The 18,299-nt window shown below is 66.7% G+C and carries 13 protein-coding genes; 12 read left to right on the top strand and 1 reads right to left on the bottom strand.

All coding sequences use genetic code 11. The features are described 5' to 3' along the window. The 9 genes from KNW02_RS05355 to KNW02_RS05315 all read left to right on the top strand — a co-directional run bounded on the left by KNW02_RS05355 (position 1) and on the right by KNW02_RS05315 (position 11,941). Entirely contained in the window at positions 1-1,071 is a 1,071-nt protein-coding gene (locus KNW02_RS05355) for an HlyD family secretion protein (RefSeq protein WP_216032246.1), read from the top strand. Next, positions 1,068-3,797, top strand: a complete 2,730-nt coding sequence (gene rbbA, locus KNW02_RS05350) for a ribosome-associated ATPase/putative transporter RbbA (RefSeq protein ID WP_216032245.1) — start codon at positions 1,068-1,070, stop codon at positions 3,795-3,797. Before KNW02_RS05355 ends, rbbA begins: the two co-directional genes overlap by 4 nt. Continuing rightward, complete coding sequence (locus KNW02_RS05345; RefSeq protein WP_216032244.1) at positions 3,794-4,906, top strand: ABC transporter permease; 1,113 nt, start codon at positions 3,794-3,796, stop codon at positions 4,904-4,906. Before rbbA ends, KNW02_RS05345 begins: the two co-directional genes overlap by 4 nt. 107 nt (positions 4,907-5,013) lie before the next feature. Next, entirely contained in the window at positions 5,014-5,943 is a 930-nt protein-coding gene (locus KNW02_RS05340; RefSeq protein WP_216032243.1) for a LysR family transcriptional regulator, read from the top strand. Between the two features lie 119 nt (positions 5,944-6,062). Further along, entirely contained in the window at positions 6,063-7,070 is a 1,008-nt protein-coding gene (locus KNW02_RS05335; protein WP_216032242.1) for a Bug family tripartite tricarboxylate transporter substrate binding protein, read from the top strand. Between the two features lie 63 nt (positions 7,071-7,133). Then, positions 7,134-7,646, top strand: a complete 513-nt coding sequence (locus tag KNW02_RS05330) for a tripartite tricarboxylate transporter TctB family protein (RefSeq protein ID WP_216032241.1) — start codon at positions 7,134-7,136, stop codon at positions 7,644-7,646. Next, the gene (locus tag KNW02_RS05325; RefSeq protein WP_216032240.1) at positions 7,646-9,184 is read left to right on the top strand and encodes a tripartite tricarboxylate transporter permease; all 1,539 of its coding nucleotides are present in this window, start codon (positions 7,646-7,648) and stop codon (positions 9,182-9,184) included. The genes KNW02_RS05330 and KNW02_RS05325 overlap by 1 nt, the downstream gene beginning before the upstream one ends. 12 nt (positions 9,185-9,196) lie before the next feature. Further along, complete coding sequence (locus tag KNW02_RS05320) at positions 9,197-11,086, top strand: bifunctional sugar phosphate isomerase/epimerase/4-hydroxyphenylpyruvate dioxygenase family protein (RefSeq protein WP_216032239.1); 1,890 nt, start codon at positions 9,197-9,199, stop codon at positions 11,084-11,086. 21 nt (positions 11,087-11,107) lie between these two features. Next, on the top strand, positions 11,108-11,941 hold the full coding sequence (locus KNW02_RS05315) for a shikimate dehydrogenase family protein (RefSeq protein ID WP_216032238.1): 834 nt from the start codon (positions 11,108-11,110) through the stop codon (positions 11,939-11,941). 146 nt (positions 11,942-12,087) lie between these two features. Here KNW02_RS05315 and KNW02_RS05310 read toward each other — a convergent pair whose 3' ends face one another. Beyond that, a complete protein-coding gene (locus KNW02_RS05310) occupies positions 12,088-14,466 on the bottom strand; it encodes a copper-transporting P-type ATPase (protein ID WP_216032237.1) in 2,379 nt (792 codons plus the stop codon). 551 nt (positions 14,467-15,017) lie between these two features. Here KNW02_RS05310 and KNW02_RS05305 point away from each other — a divergent pair. The 3 genes from KNW02_RS05305 (at position 15,018) to KNW02_RS05295 (ending at position 18,291) form a co-directional block, all read left to right on the top strand. Further along, on the top strand, positions 15,018-15,605 hold the full coding sequence (locus tag KNW02_RS05305) for an ANTAR domain-containing response regulator (RefSeq protein WP_216032236.1): 588 nt from the start codon (positions 15,018-15,020) through the stop codon (positions 15,603-15,605). Next, positions 15,602-16,783: a CmpA/NrtA family ABC transporter substrate-binding protein gene (locus tag KNW02_RS05300; protein ID WP_216032235.1), complete on the top strand. Its 1,182-nt coding sequence runs from the start codon at positions 15,602-15,604 to the stop codon at positions 16,781-16,783. The genes KNW02_RS05305 and KNW02_RS05300 overlap by 4 nt, the downstream gene beginning before the upstream one ends. Positions 16,784-17,079: 296 nt before the next feature. After that, positions 17,080-18,291: an MFS transporter gene (locus KNW02_RS05295; RefSeq protein ID WP_216032234.1), complete on the top strand. Its 1,212-nt coding sequence runs from the start codon at positions 17,080-17,082 to the stop codon at positions 18,289-18,291. Positions 18,292-18,299 lie beyond the last annotated feature (8 nt).

The raw sequence follows: 18,299 nt of genomic DNA, 5'->3' as shown, positions 1-18,299 counted from the left end.
ATGGCTGACAAGTTGAAGACAAGGCTGGGCTGGGGCGTGGCCGCCGCGGTTCTGGCCGTGGCGGCATGGCTGGCCTGGCAGAGCAGCACGGCCAACGGGTTGCCCGAGGGGATCGCCTCGGGCAATGGCCGGATCGAGGCGACCGAGATCGACATTGCGGCCCTGTCGGGCGGTCGCATCGCCGAGATCCGCGCCGAGGAGGGTCAGGTCGTGCGCAAGGGCGAGGTTCTGGTGCAGATGGACCTGCTGCAACTGAGCGCGCAGAAGCGTCAGGCCGAGGCGCAACTGCGCCGTGCCCGGATCGGGGTGGACACCGCCCGAAGCCTCGTCACCCAGGCCGAGGCGCAGCACAAGGCGGCCGAGGCCACGGTCGAGCAGGCGCGGGCGTCGGCCGATGCCGCCGCCTCCCGGCTGAGCCGCGCCGAGGGTCTGGCCCGCACCAATGTCGTCTCGCAGCAGGTGCTGGACGATGCCCGTGCGGCGGGGCGCGAGACCCAGGCCGGACTGGCCTCGGCCGAGGCGAACCTTGCCGCCACAGAGGCCGCGATCAGTTCGGCCCGGGCGCAGGTCGTCGATGCCGAGGCGGCGGTGGAGGCGGCCACGGCGGCGATCGAGGGGATCGATGTGCTGATCGACGATACCGCGCTGGAATCGCCGCGCGACGGGCGGGTGCAGTATCTGATCGCGCAGGAGGGCGAGATCGTCGCGGCGGGCGGGCGCATCCTCAATCTGGTCGATCTCGAGGATGTCTACATGACCTTCTTCCTGCCGACCTCGCAGGCGGGCCGGGTCGAGGTCGGGGCCGAGGCGCGGCTAGTCATGGACGCCGCGCCCGACTATGTGATCCCGGCGCGGATCTCTTATGTCGCCGATGTGGCGCAGTTCACGCCGAAGACGGTGGAAACCGCCGAGGAGCGCGAAAAGCTGATGTTCCGGGTCCGCGCCCAGGTCGATCCCGACCTGCTGCGCAAGTACAGCGATTACGTCAAGACCGGGCTGCCGGGCATGGCCTATCTGCGTATCGATCCGGATATCGAATGGCCCGACAGCCTGTCCAATCTGGTGCCATGACCGCCGCACCTCCCGACAGCGTGGCCGAAATCGCCGGGGTCAGCCTGCGCTATGGCCGAACGGTGGCGCTGTCGGATGTTTCGGTTGCGATCCCGGCGGGCCGCATGGTCGGGCTGATCGGCCCCGATGGGGTCGGCAAGTCCAGCCTGCTGTCGCTGCTGGCGGGCGCGCGGGTGATCCAGCAGGGCCGTATCGCCGTGCTGGGCGGCGACATGACCGATGCCCGCCACCGCGCCCGCATCTGTCCGCGCATCGCCTATATGCCGCAGGGGCTGGGGCGGAACCTGTATCCGACGCTGTCGGTGGCCGAGAACCTGGACTTCTTCGGCCGCCTTTTCGGGCATGGCGCGGCCGAGCGCGTGCGGCGCATCGACAGCTTGCTGGCCGCGACCGGCATGTCGGCCTTTCGCGACCGGCCCGCGGCGAAACTCTCGGGCGGGATGAAGCAGAAGCTGGGCCTCTGCTGCGCCCTGATCCACGACCCCGATTTCCTGATCCTCGATGAGCCTACCACCGGTGTCGATCCGCTGTCGCGGCGGCAGTTCTGGGACCTGATCGACCGCATCCGGCGTGACCGCCCCGGCATGAGCGTGATCGTCGCCACGGCCTATATGGAGGAAGCAACCCGGTTCGACTGGTTGATCGCCATGCAGGCGGGCCGGATTCTGGCCACCGGCAGCCCGGCCGATCTGATGGCGCGGGCCGGAGCGGAGGATCTGGACCGCGCCTTCATCGCGCTGCTGCCCGAGGGCGAGGCCCGCGACCTCGATCCGGTCCGCATCCCGCCGCGCCCGCCAGACGGCGCCGAAATCGCCATCGAGGCGCAGAACCTGACCAAGCGTTTCGGCGATTTCACCGCCGTCGATGACGTCAGCTTCCGGATCGAGAAGGGCGAAATCTTCGGCTTTCTCGGCTCGAACGGCTGCGGCAAGACCACCACCATGAAGATGCTGACCGGGCTTCTGGACCCCAGCGAAGGCAGCGCCCGCCTGTTCGGTCACGAGATCGACCCGAATGACATGGAGGTGCGGCGCCGCGTCGGCTTCATGTCGCAGGCCTTCTCGCTCTATTCCGAACTGACGGTGCGGCAGAACCTGGACCTGCATGCCCGGTTGTTCGGCATGGCACCCGCGGCGATTCCGGAACGGGTTCATCGGATGATCGCGCGTTTCGGCCTCAAGGCCGTTGCCGATCAACTGCCCGAGGCGCTGCCGCTGGGCATCCGTCAGCGGTTGTCGCTGGCCGTGGCCATGATCCACGGCCCCGAGATGCTGATCCTCGACGAGCCGACTTCGGGCGTCGATCCGCTGGCCCGCGACGAATTCTGGCGCATCCTGGGCGAGCTGTCGCGCAAGGACGGGGTGACGATCTTCGTCTCGACCCATTTCATGAACGAGGCCGAACTGTGCGACCGCATCTCGCTGATGCATGCCGGCCGCGTGCTGGTCAGCGACACCGCCGGCGCGATCACCGCGGCCAAGGGCGCGGCGACGCTGGAGGATGCCTTCATCGCCCATCTGCAGGACGCGATCGGCGAGGAGCCGGTGACCGAGGCCGCGCCCCCTGCCACCGAGGCGCGCCCGGCAAGGACCGGCGGTCTGTTCAGCCTGCGCCGGATGCTCAGCTATTCGCGGCTCGAGGCATTGCAACTGCGCCGCGACCCGATCCGGCTGACGCTGGCGCTGCTGGGCAGCCTGATCCTGATGTTCGTGATGGGCTACGGGCTGAACATGGATGTCGAGGATCTGTCCTTCGCCGTGCTGGACCGCGACCAGACTGCCACCAGCCGCGACTATGTGCTGGATATCGCCGGGTCGCGCTATTTCACCGAAGGCCCGCCGCTGACCGGCTATGACGACATGGACGCGCGGATGCATCGCGGCGAGCTGAGCCTGGCGCTGGAGATCCCGCCCGGCTTTGCCCGCGATCTGGCGCGTGGCAAGGATGTGGCCATCGGCGCTTGGATCGACGGCTCGAACCCGACCCGGGCCGAGACCGTCAGCGGCTATGTGCAGGGCATGCATGCCCACTGGATCGCGCGCAAGGCCCGCGAAATTTACGGTGCCGAGGCGCTGCGGGGTGATTTCGAACTGGTCACCCGGTTCCGGTACAATCCCGATGTCAAGAGCATCGTGGCCATGGTGCCCGCCGTCATCCCGCTGCTGTTGCTGCTGATCCCGGCGGTGCTGACCACGCTTGGAGTGGTGCGCGAGAAGGAACTGGGATCGATCGTCAATTTCTACGTCACCCCGGTCACCCGGCTGGAATTCCTGATCGGCAAGCAGCTGCCCTATGTGGCGCTGGCGATGCTGAACTTCGCGCTGCTGACCGCCTTCGCGGTGATGCTGTTCCGCGTGCCCTTCACCGGCAGCCTGCCGGCCTTCGCACTGGCCGCGCTGCTTTATGTATGGGCAACCACGGCGATGGGGCTGCTGATCTCGACCTTCATGCGCAGTCAGGTCGCGGCGCTGTTCGCCACGGTGCTGCTGACCATGATCCCCGGCGCGCAATATTCCGGGCTGATCGACCCGGTTTCGTCGCTGCAGGGGGCGGGCCGCGTCATCGGTGAAATCTATCCGACCACCCATTTCATCATCGCCTCGCGCGGGGCCTTTTCGAAGGCCCTGATGTTTCAGGATTTCGGTACGGTCTATCTGGCACTGCTGGCCGCGACCCCGGTCATCCTGGGGCTCAGCGTGCTGTTCCTGAGAAAGCAGGCGAAATGAACCTGCGCAATGTCTGGCAACTGGGTATCAAGGAACTGCGCGGGCTGTGGCGCGATCCGATGCTGCTGGTGCTGATCATCTATGCCTTCTCGCTGTCGATCTATACCGATTCCAAGGCCATTCCCGAAAGCCTGTCGAACGCGGCCATAGCCATCGTGGACGAGGATCGATCGATGCTGTCGGCGCGTATCACCGGCGCCTTCGGTCCGCCCTATTTCGTCACGCCGCGATCGATCACCACGACCGGGATGGACCAGCGCATGGATGAGGGGCTGGAGACCTTCGCCCTCGACATTCCGCCCGATTTCGAGCGCGACCTGCTGGCCGGACGGGTGCCCGCCATCCAGTTGAACGTGGACGCCACGCGCATGAGCCAGGCCTTCACCGGCAGCGGCTATGTCCAGCAGATCGTCACGGCCGAGGTGTCGGAATTCGTGGCCGGGCATCGCGAGGCGACGGAACTGCCGGTCGATCTGGCGCTGCGGGCGCGCTATAACCCGCCGCTGGATCCCGGCTGGTTCGGGGCGGTCAACAGCGTCATCAACGCCATCTCGATGCTGTCCATCATCCTGACCGGCGCCGCGCTGATCCGCGAGAAGGAACACGGCACGGTCGAGCATCTGCTGGTCATGCCCGTTACCGCGGCCGAGATCATGCTGTCGAAGATCTGGTCGATGGGGCTGGTGGTGCTGCTGGCCTCGGGCTTCGCCATCGTCGTGGTGGTGCAGATGGCGCTGGAGGTGCCGGTCCAGGGCTCGGTCCTGCTGTTCGTGCTGGCCTCGGCGCTGATGCTGTTCGCCACCACCTCGATGGGCATCTTTCTGGCGACGGCAGCCGGAACCATGCCGCAGTTCGGGCTGCTGCTGATGCTGGTGCTGATGCCGCTGCAGATCCTGTCGGGCGGGATGACCCCGCGCGAAAGCATGCCCGATGCGATCCGTGCGATCATGTCCTTCGCGCCCGACACGCAATTCGTGATCCTGTCGCAGGGCATCCTTTTCCGGGGGGCCGGGCTGGACGTGGTCTGGCCGCAGCTTCTGGCCCTTGCCGCCATCGGATCGGCCCTGTTCTGGCTGGCGCTGCGCCAGTTCCGCCGATTCCTCGCCTGAAGCCCGCCGCGCGGGTGGCCCGCGGCCTCTGGAAAGGGGGGCTGCGCCGCGTCGGCCCGGCGTGATAGGCTGGGACCCGAGGCAACTATGGCAGGCCAATCCGCATCATGCATCAGCTGACCCTGCGCCAGATCGAGGTTGTCCGCGCCGTCATGCTGACCGGGACCATCACCGGGGCTGCGCGGATGCTGAACGTCTCGGCGCCGGGCATCAGCCGGCTGGTCAAGCATACCGAGGAATCGCTGGGGCTGCGCCTGTTCGAGCGTCGCGGCGGCGTCTATGTGCCGGCCGTCGAGGCGGGTGCGATCTTCGATCAGATCGGGCGGGTGTTCGGCGGGGTCGAGAACCTGAACCGCGCCGTCGCCTCGTTGCAGCGCGGCGAGGCGGTGGACCTGTCCTTCGCCTCCTCGCCCTCGGTGGCGCAGTTCATCGCTGCGCGGGCGGTGCGCGGCGTGCGGCAGCGATACCCGGATCTGTTCATCGACCTCAACATCCTGAAGATCGAGGAAACCATCGACTACCTGATGCTGGAGCGCGGCGAATTCGTGATGATGAGCACGGCGATCGAGAATGCCGGCATCAGCAACGAGGCCGCCGCCGAGGGCCGTCTGGCCGCGATCCTGCCCGAAGGCCATCCCCTTGCCGACCGGCCGCGCGTCTCGATCCGCGATCTGGCGCAATATCCGATGATCGGCGTCGATCCCGACGATCCCTACGGCCGGGTCTGCGCCCAGCCCCTGCGCGCGGCGGGGCTGCCGGTGCGCTATTCCATGCGCGGCCGCTTTGCGCAAACGGTGGTCAGCCTGGTGCGGCACGGGCTGGGCGTGGCGGTGATCGACGAGTTTTCCGTGGCCGAGCTTTACATGCCCGGCGTCGTCCGCCTGCCGCTGGTCGAAGAGGCGCCGATCACCATCTATATCGTCACCAAGACCGGGCGCGTGCTGTCGGGCTTTGCCGAATACGCGATCCAGCAGTTGCGGCGCGAATTGCAGCGCGCCACCGAATCCCGCCCGTGGGAGCAGAAGCGCCCCAGATAGCGGCCTATATTAACATCATGTTCACAAACCGTACGGATATGTATTTGCCGTAAAGGCCATCTCGCGGGAAACTGTCTTCATGGAGGAACCGGGACTCGCCCGGACCAAGGGAGGACATGATGAACAGACCCCTCGTGAAATTCGCCGCGATTCTGACCCTGACGACCGGGTTGACCGCCCCCGCCGCCTTTGCGCAGGATTATCCGGTCAAGGAAATTCAGGGCATCATCCAGTGGGGCGCGGGCGGCTCGACCGATACCGTGATGCGCACCGTCACGCCGCATGCGGAAGAACTGCTGGGCGGCAAGGTGGTGATGAAGAACATGACCGGCGGTGTCGGCGCCATCGCCACGAAATTCGTCTATGCGCAGAAGCCCGACGGCTACACCCTGCTGATGGGGGCGGAAAACCCGCTGCTCTACAAGGTGATGGGCCTGGGCGATATCGACTATTCGGAATTCACCCCGGTCAACATCCTTGCGCGCGGCGTGCCCATCCTGGTCGCCAACAACGACGCGCCCTTCAATACCTTCGCCGAGATGGTCGCCTATATCCAGGCCAATCCGAACGAGGTGAAATTCGGCTCGACCGGGCCGGGCGGCGTGCCTTCGGTGGTCACGGCGCTGCTGAAGTCGAAGACCGACCTGCAGGTCACCGACGTTCCCTATGACGGCGACGGCCCGGCGCTGACCGCGCTGCAGGGCGGGGCCGTGGACGTGCTGCCAGCCGTGCTGGGTGCCGCGATCGAGGCCATCAAGGGTGGCCGGATCAAGCCCATCGTGCTGATCGACAACGCGCCCACCGCGGCGTTGCCCGATGTGCCGGCACTGGGCGCAAGCAATCCCGAATATGCCGAATACCTGCCCTGGGGGCCGTTCTTCGGCGTCTTCGTCAAGAATGGCACGCCCGAGGACGTGGTGGCCAAGCTGGTCGATGCCTATGCCAAGGGCGCCGAAAGCGAGGACTTCATCAAGCTGATGGGCGATCGCGGCTATGTGATCGAAAGCCTGTCCGGCAAGCCGGCGCAGGATTTCCTGTCGAAATGGCAGTCGCTGACCACCTGGCTGATCGCCGATGCCGGGCTGGCCAAGGCCTCGCCCGAGGAATTCGGCATCCCGCGTCCTTGATACGCCGCCGCCCCGGTCCTCTGGCCGGGGCGGAACCCATCCAGACCGAGGGGAGGAACGGTCATGCATGACAAGATCCATCGCAGCGCGGGCGAGCTGGCCTTCTACGCCGTGCTGTTCATCTTCAGCCTTGTGCTTCTGTGGTCGGCCTACGGGATTTCCGGCTTTGAATCGCTCAGTTCACCCGGCGCCCTGCCGATGGCGGTGGCGCTGGCCATGGTCATCAGTTCGGGGCTGATCCTGCTGGACAGCTGTCGCAATGCCGAGCGCGACAGTACGCGGTTCTTCCGCGATATCCTGCCGCCGGTGATCATCGTGATGATGCTGTTCATCACCGGCTATGCCCTGCTGCTGGTGCCGCTTGGCTTCCTGCCGACCTCGCTTTTGTTCCTGGTCGTCTCGATCCTCTATCTGCGGCGTGGCGGCATCGTCTTCGCGCTGACGGTTTCGGCCGGGGCGCTGATCGCGATCTATATCGTCTTCCGGCTGATCTTCACCGTGCTGATGCCCTCGGGAATCGTGCCCGAGGCCGAAATCCTCGCCGCCTTCGGGCGCATGTTCGGAGGTGCCCAGTAATGGAAGCGCTTGGCTATTTCATGACCCCCTGGCTGGACCTGAAGCTGCTGTTTCTGGTCGCGGCGGGAACATTTGCCGGCGTCTATGTCGGCGCCATTCCGGGCCTGTCGGTCACCATGGCGGTGTCGATCCTGATCGGGTTCACCTTCACCTGGGATGTCTATCCGGCGCTGTGCCTGATGGTCGGCATCTTCATGGGCGGGGTCTATGGCGGCTCGCGCACCGCGATCCTGCTGAACATCCCCGGCGCGCCCTCGGCCATCGCCACGGCCATGGACGGCTATCCGCTGGCCCAGAAGGGGCTGGCGGGCGAGGCGATCGGGCTTTCGACCGTCATGTCCTTCGTCGGCGGGCTGATCGGCATCATCGTGCTAGCCGTCGCCGCCCCCACGGTCAGCGATTTCGCCCTGACCTTCCAGCCGCGCGACTTCATGCTGTTGGCGGTCCTCGGCATCCTGCTGGTCGGGTCGCTGTCGGGCGAAAGCCTTGTGAAGGGCATCTTCGCCGGCGCCATGGGCCTGCTAATCGGGACCGTGGGCATGGACCCGCTGACCGCCGAAGAGCGTTTCACCTTCGGCTATACCCAGCTTTGGGGCGGGATCAGCTTTATCGCGGTGATGATCGGCATGTTCGGCGTGTCCGAGGCGCTGGCGCAGCTGCACCATATCGAGAAGGCCGCGGTCAAGCAGACCATCAGCCGCATCGTGCCGACCTGGTCGGCAGTGCGCAAATACCTGCCGCTGTCGCTGCAGACCTCGTCCATCGGCGTCATCATCGGCGCGCTGCCGGGTACCGGCGGGGATATCGCCGCGCTGATGGCCTATGACCACGCCAAGCGCGTGACCAAGAACCCCGAAACGCCCTTCGGGCAGGGCGCCCGCGAGGGGCTGGTCGCGCCCGAGACGGCGAACAACGCCGCCGTCGGCGGGGCCTTCATCCCGATGCTGACCCTTGGCATCCCGGGCGATGCGGTCACCGCGATCATGATCGGGGCGCTGTATATCCACGGCCTCAATCCCGGCCCGATGCTGATGATCGACCAGCCGCAGATGTTCTGGTTCATCACCGGCGCACTGGCTCTGGCCAATATCTTCATGCTGATCTTCGGCCTGACCGGCATCCGCATCTTTACCAAGATCGTGGAAATGCCGCGCACCGTGCTGATCCCGCTGATCCTGCTGCTGTCGATCGTCGGCGCCTATGCGGTGAACAACTCGATCACCGATGTCTACTGGATGCTGGGTTTCGGGGTGCTGGGTTATTTCATGAAGTCCTACGGCTTCCAGCTTGGGCCGGTCATCCTGGGCGTGATCCTGTCGCGGCTCCTGGACGAGAACTGGCGCCGGGCGATCATCTCGGAGCAGGGCAGCCTTGCGGGCCTGTTCAAGGGCATCCTGACCAGCCCGCTGTCTCTGGTGCTGTTCGCCATGGTGGTGATGATCTTCGTCAGCCAGACACCGCTGTGGACGGCCTTCCGCCGCAAGATCGGGCTTGAGAAGATCGAGCACGACCACGGCGCCCCCGGTTCCGGCGCGTAGGGAGGGGTAGTGATGAAAACCTCCATCGCGACGGTCTCGATCGCGGGCAATCTGGGCGAGAAGCTGGCGGCCATTTCCGCCGCCGGCTTCGACGGGCTGGAAATCTTCGAGCAGGATTTCCTGCAGGACGCGGCCAGCCCGCGCGAACTGGGCCAGATGATCCGCGATCACGGGCTCGAGGTGATGCTGTTCCAGCCCTTCCGCGATTTCGAGGGCCTGCCCGAACCTCTGCGCGCCCGTGCCTTCGACCGGGCCAGGCACAAGTTCGACCTGATGGCGGAACTGGGGGCCGAACTGATGCTGATCTGTTCCAGCGTGCATCCGCAGGCGATGGGCGGCATCGACCGGGCCGCCGACGATCTGGCCGAACTGGCCGGCATCGCCGCCGAACGCGGCCTGCGGCTGGGTTACGAGGCGCTGGCCTGGGGCCGGCATGTAAACGACCACCGCGACGCATGGGAAATCGTGCGCCGTGCCGATCACCCGGCGCTGGGGCTGATCCTCGACAGTTTCCACAGCCTCGGCCGCAGGATCGACCCCGACACGATCCGCCGCATCCCCGGCGACAGGATCTTCTTCGTCCAGCTGGCCGATGCGCCGCAGATCGAGATGGACCTGCTGTACTGGTCGCGCCATTTCCGCAACATGCCGGGCGAGGGCGATCTGCCGGTGGTCGATTTCATGCGCGCCGTGGCGGCGACCGGCTATGCCGGCCCGCTGTCGCTGGAAATCTTCAACGACCAGTTTCGCGGCGGCAGCCCCGAAGGCATCGCCCGGGACGGTCACCGTTCGCTGATCTGGCTGATGGATCAGGTCCACCGGGCCGAGCCCGCGCTGGCTGGCGGCGCGCCCGTCCTGCCGCCCAATATCCGCGCGCTTGGGGTCGAGTTCATCGAATTCGCCTCGGACGCGGTCGAGGCGCCGGCGCTGGAACAGGCGCTGGCGCGGATGGGGTTCCACCGCGAGGGGGTTCACCGCAACAAATCCGTCACCGTCTGGCGGCAGGGCGATATCCGCATCGTCCTGAACACCGAAGGCACCGGCTTTGCGCACAGCTTCTTTCTGAACCATGGCACCGGGGTCTGCGATCTGGGCCTGCGGGTCGAGGATGCGCAGGCCACCGTCACCCGCGCCGCGGCACTGGACGCCAGGCTGTTCCACCAGCCGCTGGGTCCGGGCGAGATGGACATCCCGGCCATTCGCGGTGTCGGCGGCTCGATCCTGCATTTTATTGACGCGAAAAGCGGCCTCGACGATGTCTGGCAGGTCGAGTTCACACCGACCGGCGAGGCCGCCCCCGATTTCGGCCTGACCCGCGTGGATCACGTCGCCGAGACGATGGATTACGACGAGATGCTTAGCTGGTCGCTGTTCTACAGTTCGATCTTCGACATGCAGCGCCGGCCGATGCTGGACGTGATCGACCCCGACGGGCTGGTGCGCAGCCAGGCGATCGCGGCCCCCGATGGCGGCACCCGCATCACCCTGAACGGGGCGCAGTCGCACCGGACGCTGGCGGGCGGGTTCCTGGCTGACAGCATGGGTTCGGCCGTGCAGCATATCGCGCTGGCCAGCCACGACATCTTTGCCAGCGCCGAGGCGATGGCGGGCGCGGGCTTCCAGCCGCTGGAGATCACCGAGAACTACTATGCCGACCTTCAGGCCCGTTACGGACTGGATGACGGCATGATCGCCCGGCTGCGGCGCTGGAACATCCTCTACGAACAGGACGACAGCGGCGGCGAGTTCCTGCAGTTCTACGGCCGTCCTCTGGCGGGGGGGCTGTTCTTCGAGATCGTCGAGCGTCGCGGCGGCTATGACGGCTATGGCGCGCTGAACGCCCCCTTCCGCATCGCCGCGCTGAAACGGCTGATGCGCGGCAAGGCCATTCCGCGCGCGTAACCCCAGCAGAAAGATCCGACCATGATTTCCGGCCATACCCAGCTGATCGCCCATCTCGGCGTGCCGACCGAAAGCTTCAAGGCGCCGATGATCTACAACCCCTATTTCGAGGCCCGGGGCATCGACACCGTGGTCGTGCCCATGGGCTGCGAGGTCGCGGATTTCCCCGCCTTCATGCCCCTGGTCGCCCGGCTGCGAAACTTCGCCGGCGCGCTGATCACCATGCCGCACAAGGTTGCGGTGGTGCCGCTGCTGGATGAGGTCAGCACCGCCGTCAGGGTCTGCGGCGCCTGCAACGCGGTGCGCCGCGACCCGGACGGGCGGCTGATCGGCGACATGTTCGACGGCGAGGGATTCACCCGCGGCGTGCTGCGCAAGGGGCGGCAGATCGCGGGCGCCTCGGCGCTGGTCGTGGGCACCGGCGGGGTGGGCTCGGCCATCGCCGCCTCGCTGGCCGGTGCGGGCGCCGCGCGGCTGGGGCTTTGCGACATCAACGCGGCCTCGGCCGATCGGCTGGCAGCCAGCCTGCGCGCCGCCTATCCGGCCCTGCAGGTCGAGACCGGCAACAGCGATCCCGCCGGCTGGCAGATCGTCGTCAACGCAACGCCCATGGGCATGCAGGAGGGCGACCCGATGCCGGTCGAGATCGCCCGCATCGACCCCGCCAGCTTTGTCGGCGAGGTGGTGATGAAGCGCGAGGAAACCGCCTTCCTGGCGGCGGCGAAGGCGCGCGGCTGCCTGACCCAGATCGGCACCGACATGCTGTTCGAACAGATCCCCGCCTATCTGGAATTCTTCGGCTATCCGAGCACCACTGCCGAGGACCTGCGCGCGCTGGCAACCATCCGCTATTAGATTTTCAGTCCCGGGGGAACAGTTTGCCCAGCAAACGGGGGCCTCGGCCCAAGGTGGCGGGCGGCCCCTGACGATATCGGCGCCCTCTGTGTCCAGAGGGCGCCGACAAGGGCTTCGGGCGGACCGGTGCCGCTTTGGTTTCTACGTCATATCTTCGCGGTTCGCAGCCGCAGCGAGTTCAGCACCACCGAGATCGACGAGGCGCTCATGGCGAAGGCGGCGAACATCGGGCTGATCAGGATGCCGAAGAACGGGAACAGCACGCCCGCCGCCACCGGCACGCCCGAGGCGTTGTAGATCAGCGCGAAGAACAGGTTCTGACGGATATTGCGCATCGTGGCGCTGGCCAGCCTGCGGGCGCGGACGATGCCGTCGAGATTGCCCTTGACCAGCGTGATGCCCGCACTTTCGATCGCCACATCGGCGCCGGTGCCCATGGCGATGCCGACATCGGCCTGCGCCAGCGCCGGCGCGTCGTTCACGCCGTCGCCCGCCATCGCCACCCTGGCGCCCTGCTCCTGCAACTCGCGGATGATGCGGGCCTTGTCCTCGGGCAGCACATCGGCGCGGATCTCGTCGATGCCAAGCCGGCCGGCAATGGCCTTGGCGGTACGTTCATTGTCGCCGGTGGCCATGATGATGCGGAAACCCAGCTCGTGCAGTTCCTTCAGCGCGGCGGGCGTCGTCTCCTTCACCGGATCGGCGACCGAGACCAGCCCGGCGACGGCGTTTTCCAGCACCACGAACATCACCGTCTCGCCCTGATCGCGGCGGGTATTGGCCTTGTCGGTCAGATCGCCCGCTTCCAGCCCCAGATCGCGGATCATCGCGAGATTGCCAAGCGCGACCGGGCGGCCATCGACCGTGCCCTTGACGCCCTTGCCGGTGACGGCCTCGAACTCGCTGGCTTCGCCCAAGGTGATGCCGCGTTCCTCGGCACCGGCGACAATGGCCTCGGCCAGCGGATGTTCCGAGCCCTTTTCCAGCACCGCCGCCAGATGCAGCACCTCGGTCTCGTCATGGCCGGGCTGCGGGAATACGCCGACGAGGCGGGGCTTGCCCTCGGTCAGCGTGCCGGTCTTGTCGACGATCAGCGTGTCGATCTTTTCGAACCGCTCCAGCGCCTCGGCATTCTTGATCAGCACACCCGCCTGCGCGCCGCGCCCGGTTGCGGTCATGATCGACATCGGCGTGGCCAGGCCAAGGGCACAGGGACAGGCGATGATCAGCACCGCCACGGCCGCGATCAGCGCATAGGACAGCGCCGGCGCCGGGCCCCAGATGGCCCAGGCGATGAAGGACAGCACCGCGATCCCGATCACCACCGGCACGAAATAGCCCGACACCTTGTCGGCATATTTCTGGATCGGCGCGCGGGAACGCTGCGCATTGGCGACCATCTCGACGATCTGGCTCAGCATGGTGTCGGCGCCGACCCGGCGGGCCTCGATCACCAGCGATCCGGTGCCGTTGATGGTGGCGCCGGTCACCGGCTCGCCCGCGACCTTTTCGACCGGGACCGGCTCGCCGGTGATCATGCTTTCATCGACCGAGGACCGCCCGTCCAGCACCACGCCATCGACCGGCACCTTGTCGCCCGGCCGCACCCGCAGCCGGTCGCCGACCTGGACCTCGTCCAGCGGAACCTCGTCCTCGCTGCCGTCGTCGCGGATCACCCGCGCAGTCTTGGCCGCCATGTCCAGAAGTGCCCGGATCGCCTTGCCGGTGCCCTCGCGGGCGCGCAGCTCCATCACCTGACCCAGCAGGACCAGGGTGACGATCACCGCCGCGGCCTCGAAATAGACGCCGACATGGCCCTCGGCGTCGCGGAAGCCGTCGGGAAAGATGCCGGGCGTCAGCACCGCGACGATGCTGAACAGCCATGCCGCGATGACGCCCATGCCGATCAGCGAGAACATGTTGAGGTTCATCGTCCGGAACGAATTCCAGCCGCGCACCAGAAACGGCCAACCGCACCACAGCACCACCGGTGTGCCCAGGACCAGTTCGATCCACAGCGTCGCGCGTTCGCCGAATATCTCGCGCACCTGCGGAAAGCCGAGATACGGCCCCATGGTCAGGATCAGCAGCGGAATGGTCAGCACCGCTCCGACCCAGAAGCGGCGGGTGAAATCGACCAGTTCCGGGTTCGGGCCATCCTCGGCCATCGTCGCCGATTCCAGTTCCAGCCCCATGCCGCAGATCGGGCAGGATCCGGGCTCGGTCTGGCGCACCTCTGCATGCATCGGGCAGGTATAGACCGCGCCCGCCCAGCCGGCGGGCACGGTGTCGTATTTGCCGCCCTTGGGACCGCCCTTGGCGGAATGGGCATGACCGTGACCATGTGCGTGGCCATGATGGCCATGCCCGGCATGGTCCGAGACTTCGCCTTCGGGCACCAGATGCATGCCGCATTTGGGACAGTCGCCCGGTTCCGGCTGCCGGATCTCGGGATGCATCGGGCAGGTCCAGACGCTGGCCTCGGACAGGCTGTGCTGCGGATGGTGGCTGGGTCGCTCGTTCATGTCGTGACCTGTATGTTGTGAAGCTGTGGCTGCGGCAAAAGGTTGCGCGCGACACCGGATTGCCGCCGTGAGCGGAGGAAAACGAACCCGGGTCTCTGCTGCCTGCGTCGGTAGCCTTGATCGTAGCGCAGGGGTATGACCCGGACAATGCGGCCGGGGATGAAAACCCGGCGCGGCACCGGGCCGCCGCCCCGAGATTCGGGGAATGTCACGAGATCGTGCCATGCGTCAGAGGGTGGTGTTCTCGGGTTCATGTATCCAAGACGCCGCTCGACCCGGCCCGTTACAGAAAAAACCCGCAGGACAGCGGGCAAGCCAACCGATCCGGGGCTCCGCTGGCCCGGCCGGGGCAGGTTTGCGCGTCCATGGCCGGTGGTGCGAACCGGATCCTGCCCGATCCCGGCAATCCCGGCCGGTCTGTGCCCATGAAACAGGCATCTGTCATGCCGCGAGTGCCGATCATGATGCCCGACCCGTCGCTGCGCGCTTTTTCAGTTCGGACCATCCGGATATCCTGTCAGGCAAGGCCGCGAAGCAACCTCGAAACACCGATGCAAAAGAAACTTCTGATTGTTGTCGTGGAACCCGATCCCGAGCGGGCGAAATCCATCGTCGATGGGCTGCATCAGGCTGGCGAGCACGAGATTCGCGTCATCGCCGAACAGACCGGCCTTGGCCGGCAGGTCACCGCGCTGCGGCCGGATGTGGTGCTGATCGACATCGCCAATCCGTCGCGCGACGTGCTTGAGGAACTGGCGCTCGCCTCCGGCTCCGCAGAGCGGCCGGTCGCGATGTTCGTGGACCGCTCGGACGAACAGCTGACCCGTTCGGCGATCGAGGCCGGTGTCTCGGCCTATGTCGTGGACGGGCTGCGCCCCGAGCGGATCAAGCCGATCCTTGACGCCGCCACCGTGCGTTTCCACATGCTGCAGCGGATACGGGCGGAACTTGAGGCGACCCGCGCCGCGCTGGAAGAGCGCAAGATCATCGACCGCGCCAAGGCGGTGCTGATGAAGGCGCGCGGCATCGACGAAGAGGCCGCCTACGGGCTGTTGCGCAAGACGGCCATGGACCAGGGCAAGCGCGTCGCAGACATTGCCCAGCAACTGGTCATGGCGGCGGGGCTGTTGAACCGATGACCGGATTGCGCCTTGGCTATGTTCCGCTGATCGACGCGGCGCCGCTGATCATCGCGCAGGAACTGGGATTTGCTGCGGAAGAGGGGCTGCAACTCGATCTGCGGCGTCTGGGGGCCTGGGCGCAAAGCCGGGATATGCTGGGCGCCGGGCTGATCGATGCCGCACATATGCTGGTGCCCATGCCCATCGGGCAGGCGCTTGGGCTGGGGCCGCGCCTGCCGGCCGCCGATCTGGTGATGTTCCTGTCGCATGGCGGACAGGCGATTGCCGTCAGCCGCGAGATCGAGGCGCGGCTGCGGGGCGTCGGTCACGGCTTCGATTTCGCCGATGCCCGCGCCGCCGGCCGGGCGCTGCGGCGCGTGATCGGCGGGGGATTGCGGGTCGGTGTGCCCTTTGCCTTCTCGACCCAGCTTGAACTGACCAGCCATTGGCTGGCGGTCAGCGGGTTCGCGGCGGATGAGGTGGCGCTGATCACCGTGCCGCCGCCGCAGATGGCCGATGCGCTGGCGGCGGGCGAGGTCGACATGTTCTGCGTGGGCGAGCCCTGGGCTTCGTTCGCGGTCGAGCGTGGCATCGCCGCCCTGCTGCTGCCCGGAACCGCGATCTGGACCGCGCCCCCGGAAAAGGGGCTGGTGCTGCGACGTGACTTCACCGAAGAACGCCCGGATGAGACCGGCGCCCTGATGCGGGCGGTGTGGCGGGCAGGGCGCTGGCTGGACGAGCCCGAGCATCGCGGCCTGGCCGCCGAGATCATCTCGCGCGCCGAATATCTGGACCTGCCGCCGGAACTGGCCGAGCGCGGGTTGAACGGGCGGCTGATGGTCTGCCCGGATGGCGAGTTGCGCGATTCGCCGGGCTTTGTCGCCTTCAACGCCGGTGCCGCCAGCTTTCCCTGGCGCAGCATTGCCGCGTTGATCGCGCAGCGGATCGCAATCCGGCACCGGCTGGACCCGGTTCCGGCCATGGCCCGCGCCATGGCGCATTTCCGCACCGATCTTTACCGGCAGCATCTGCGCCCCGCCGGCGCGGCTCTGCCCGGCGCCTCCTCGCGGTTGGAGGGCACCCTGACCGAGGATCGCATGGTTGCGGCCGAAAAGGGTCAGATGATTCTGCGCGCGGACGGCTTTTTCGATGGCTTCACCTTCGAGCCGCCGGCCGCCGCCTCATCCCCGAACTGATCAAAAAACAGGCAAACCGCCCTGCCGCCGCATGTTTTATTCGCGCTGCCGATGGCGCGGCCGGGGATTTCGCTGCTCTGCAGCATCGGTGCTTGCGGCAGGGGCGAAGCGGGGCGATTGTCTGCTTACGGCCCGACGCAATGGCGCGTTCCCGGCCCGCTCGCAACGATGCGGCATTCTTGCTGAAAGCGTGACGGCGGCTTGCCCTGTTGCCCGTTTCCGGGCGCCCGATCCTGCTGGCCCGCGCTTTCCGACAGCCACTGCAACCCAGTCCTGCCATCGGAGCATCGAACCCAATGACCACGACATCCCCCCGTGAATCGCGCCACGCGCTGAGCCTGTCCACATTCGCCTTTACCATCTGTTTCGCCGTCTGGACGATCTTCTCGATCATCGGCATCCAGATCAAGCAGCAGCTCGACCTGACCGAGACGCAATTCGGCCTGCTGGTCGGCATGCCGATCCTGACCGGCTCGCTGGTCCGGATCGTACTGGGCGTGCTGACCGACCGTCTGGGCGGCCGGGTCGTCTATGCGATGACCATGCTGGCCGCCGCGCTGGCGACCTTTCTGCTGGGATGGGCCACGACCTATCCGCAGATGCTGCTTGCGGCGCTTGGCGTCGGTCTTGCCGGCGGCTCGTTCGCGGTGGGTGTCGCCTATGTCTCGCGCTTTTTCGACGGCACGCGGCAGGGCACGGCGCTTGGCATCTTCGGCGTCGGCAATGTCGGCGCGGCGCTGACGAAATTCGTGGCACCCTTCGTGATGGTCGCCGTCGGATGGCAGGCGACCGCGCAGATCTGGGCCGCCGCGCTGGCTGTCACAGCCGCGCTGTTCTGGTTCCTCAGCAAGGACGACCCGGTCACCGCCGCGCGCCACAGCGAAAAGGCGCCGCTGCGCAGCCTCAAGGCGGAACTCGCGCCCCTGAAGAACCTGCAGGTCTGGCGCTTCTCGGCTTATTATTTCTTCAGCTTCGGCGGGTTTGTCGCGCTGGCGCTCTGGCTGCCGCATTACCTGATCGGCGTCTATGGCTTCGACGTCAAGACGGCGGGCATGGTCGGCGCGGCCTATTCGATCCCCGCCTCGATCTTTCGCGCCTATGGCGGCGTGCTGTCGGATCGCCTTGGCGCTCGGGTGGTGATGTACTGGACGCTGGTCGTCTCGGCCGTCGCGGCGGCGATCCTCGCCATCCCCGCAGGCGTGCCGGTCACGGCCTTCCTGCCGGTGATCTTCGTGCTGGGTTTCTTCATGAGCCTCGGCAAGGCCGCCGTCTACAAGCACATCCCGACCTATTACCCCGGCAACGTCGGCGCGGTCGGCGGGCTGGTGGGCATGATCGGGGGCCTGGGCGGTTTCGTCCTGCCGCTGCTCTTCGGCTGGCTCAAGCAGGAAACCGGCCTCTGGTCGACCTGCTTCATGGTGATCCTTGCGCTGGTCGTCGGCTGCCTGATCTGGATGCACGCCTCGATCCGCCGCATGGACCGCGCCACCCCCCTGCAAGCCGCCTGAGAAAAAAG

Origin of the sequence: Paracoccus marinaquae (genome assembly GCF_018860165.1) — a bacterium.
Taxonomy (GTDB): Bacteria; Pseudomonadota; Alphaproteobacteria; order Rhodobacterales; family Rhodobacteraceae; genus Paracoccus; species Paracoccus marinaquae.
This window is presented reverse-complemented; position numbering and strand designations above follow the sequence as displayed.

What these genes read in the sequence shown, in the direction of transcription:
- KNW02_RS05355 (WP_216032246.1), top strand. Translation starts at nt 1, where the DNA reads ATGGCTGACAAGTTGAAGACAAGGCTGGGCTGGGGCGTGGCCGCCGCG.
- rbbA (WP_216032245.1), top strand. Translation starts at nt 1,068, where the DNA reads ATGACCGCCGCACCTCCCGACAGCGTGGCCGAAATCGCCGGGGTCAGC.
- KNW02_RS05345 (WP_216032244.1), top strand. Translation starts at nt 3,794, where the DNA reads ATGAACCTGCGCAATGTCTGGCAACTGGGTATCAAGGAACTGCGCGGG.
- KNW02_RS05340 (WP_216032243.1), top strand. Translation starts at nt 5,014, where the DNA reads ATGCATCAGCTGACCCTGCGCCAGATCGAGGTTGTCCGCGCCGTCATG.
- KNW02_RS05335 (WP_216032242.1), top strand. Translation starts at nt 6,063, where the DNA reads ATGAACAGACCCCTCGTGAAATTCGCCGCGATTCTGACCCTGACGACC.
- KNW02_RS05330 (WP_216032241.1), top strand. Translation starts at nt 7,134, where the DNA reads ATGCATGACAAGATCCATCGCAGCGCGGGCGAGCTGGCCTTCTACGCC.
- KNW02_RS05325 (WP_216032240.1), top strand. Translation starts at nt 7,646, where the DNA reads ATGGAAGCGCTTGGCTATTTCATGACCCCCTGGCTGGACCTGAAGCTG.
- KNW02_RS05320 (WP_216032239.1), top strand. Translation starts at nt 9,197, where the DNA reads ATGAAAACCTCCATCGCGACGGTCTCGATCGCGGGCAATCTGGGCGAG.
- KNW02_RS05315 (WP_216032238.1), top strand. Translation starts at nt 11,108, where the DNA reads ATGATTTCCGGCCATACCCAGCTGATCGCCCATCTCGGCGTGCCGACC.
- KNW02_RS05310 (WP_216032237.1), bottom strand. Translation starts at nt 14,466, where the DNA reads ATGAACGAGCGACCCAGCCACCATCCGCAGCACAGCCTGTCCGAGGCC.
- KNW02_RS05305 (WP_216032236.1), top strand. Translation starts at nt 15,018, where the DNA reads ATGCAAAAGAAACTTCTGATTGTTGTCGTGGAACCCGATCCCGAGCGG.
- KNW02_RS05300 (WP_216032235.1), top strand. Translation starts at nt 15,602, where the DNA reads ATGACCGGATTGCGCCTTGGCTATGTTCCGCTGATCGACGCGGCGCCG.
- KNW02_RS05295 (WP_216032234.1), top strand. Translation starts at nt 17,080, where the DNA reads ATGACCACGACATCCCCCCGTGAATCGCGCCACGCGCTGAGCCTGTCC.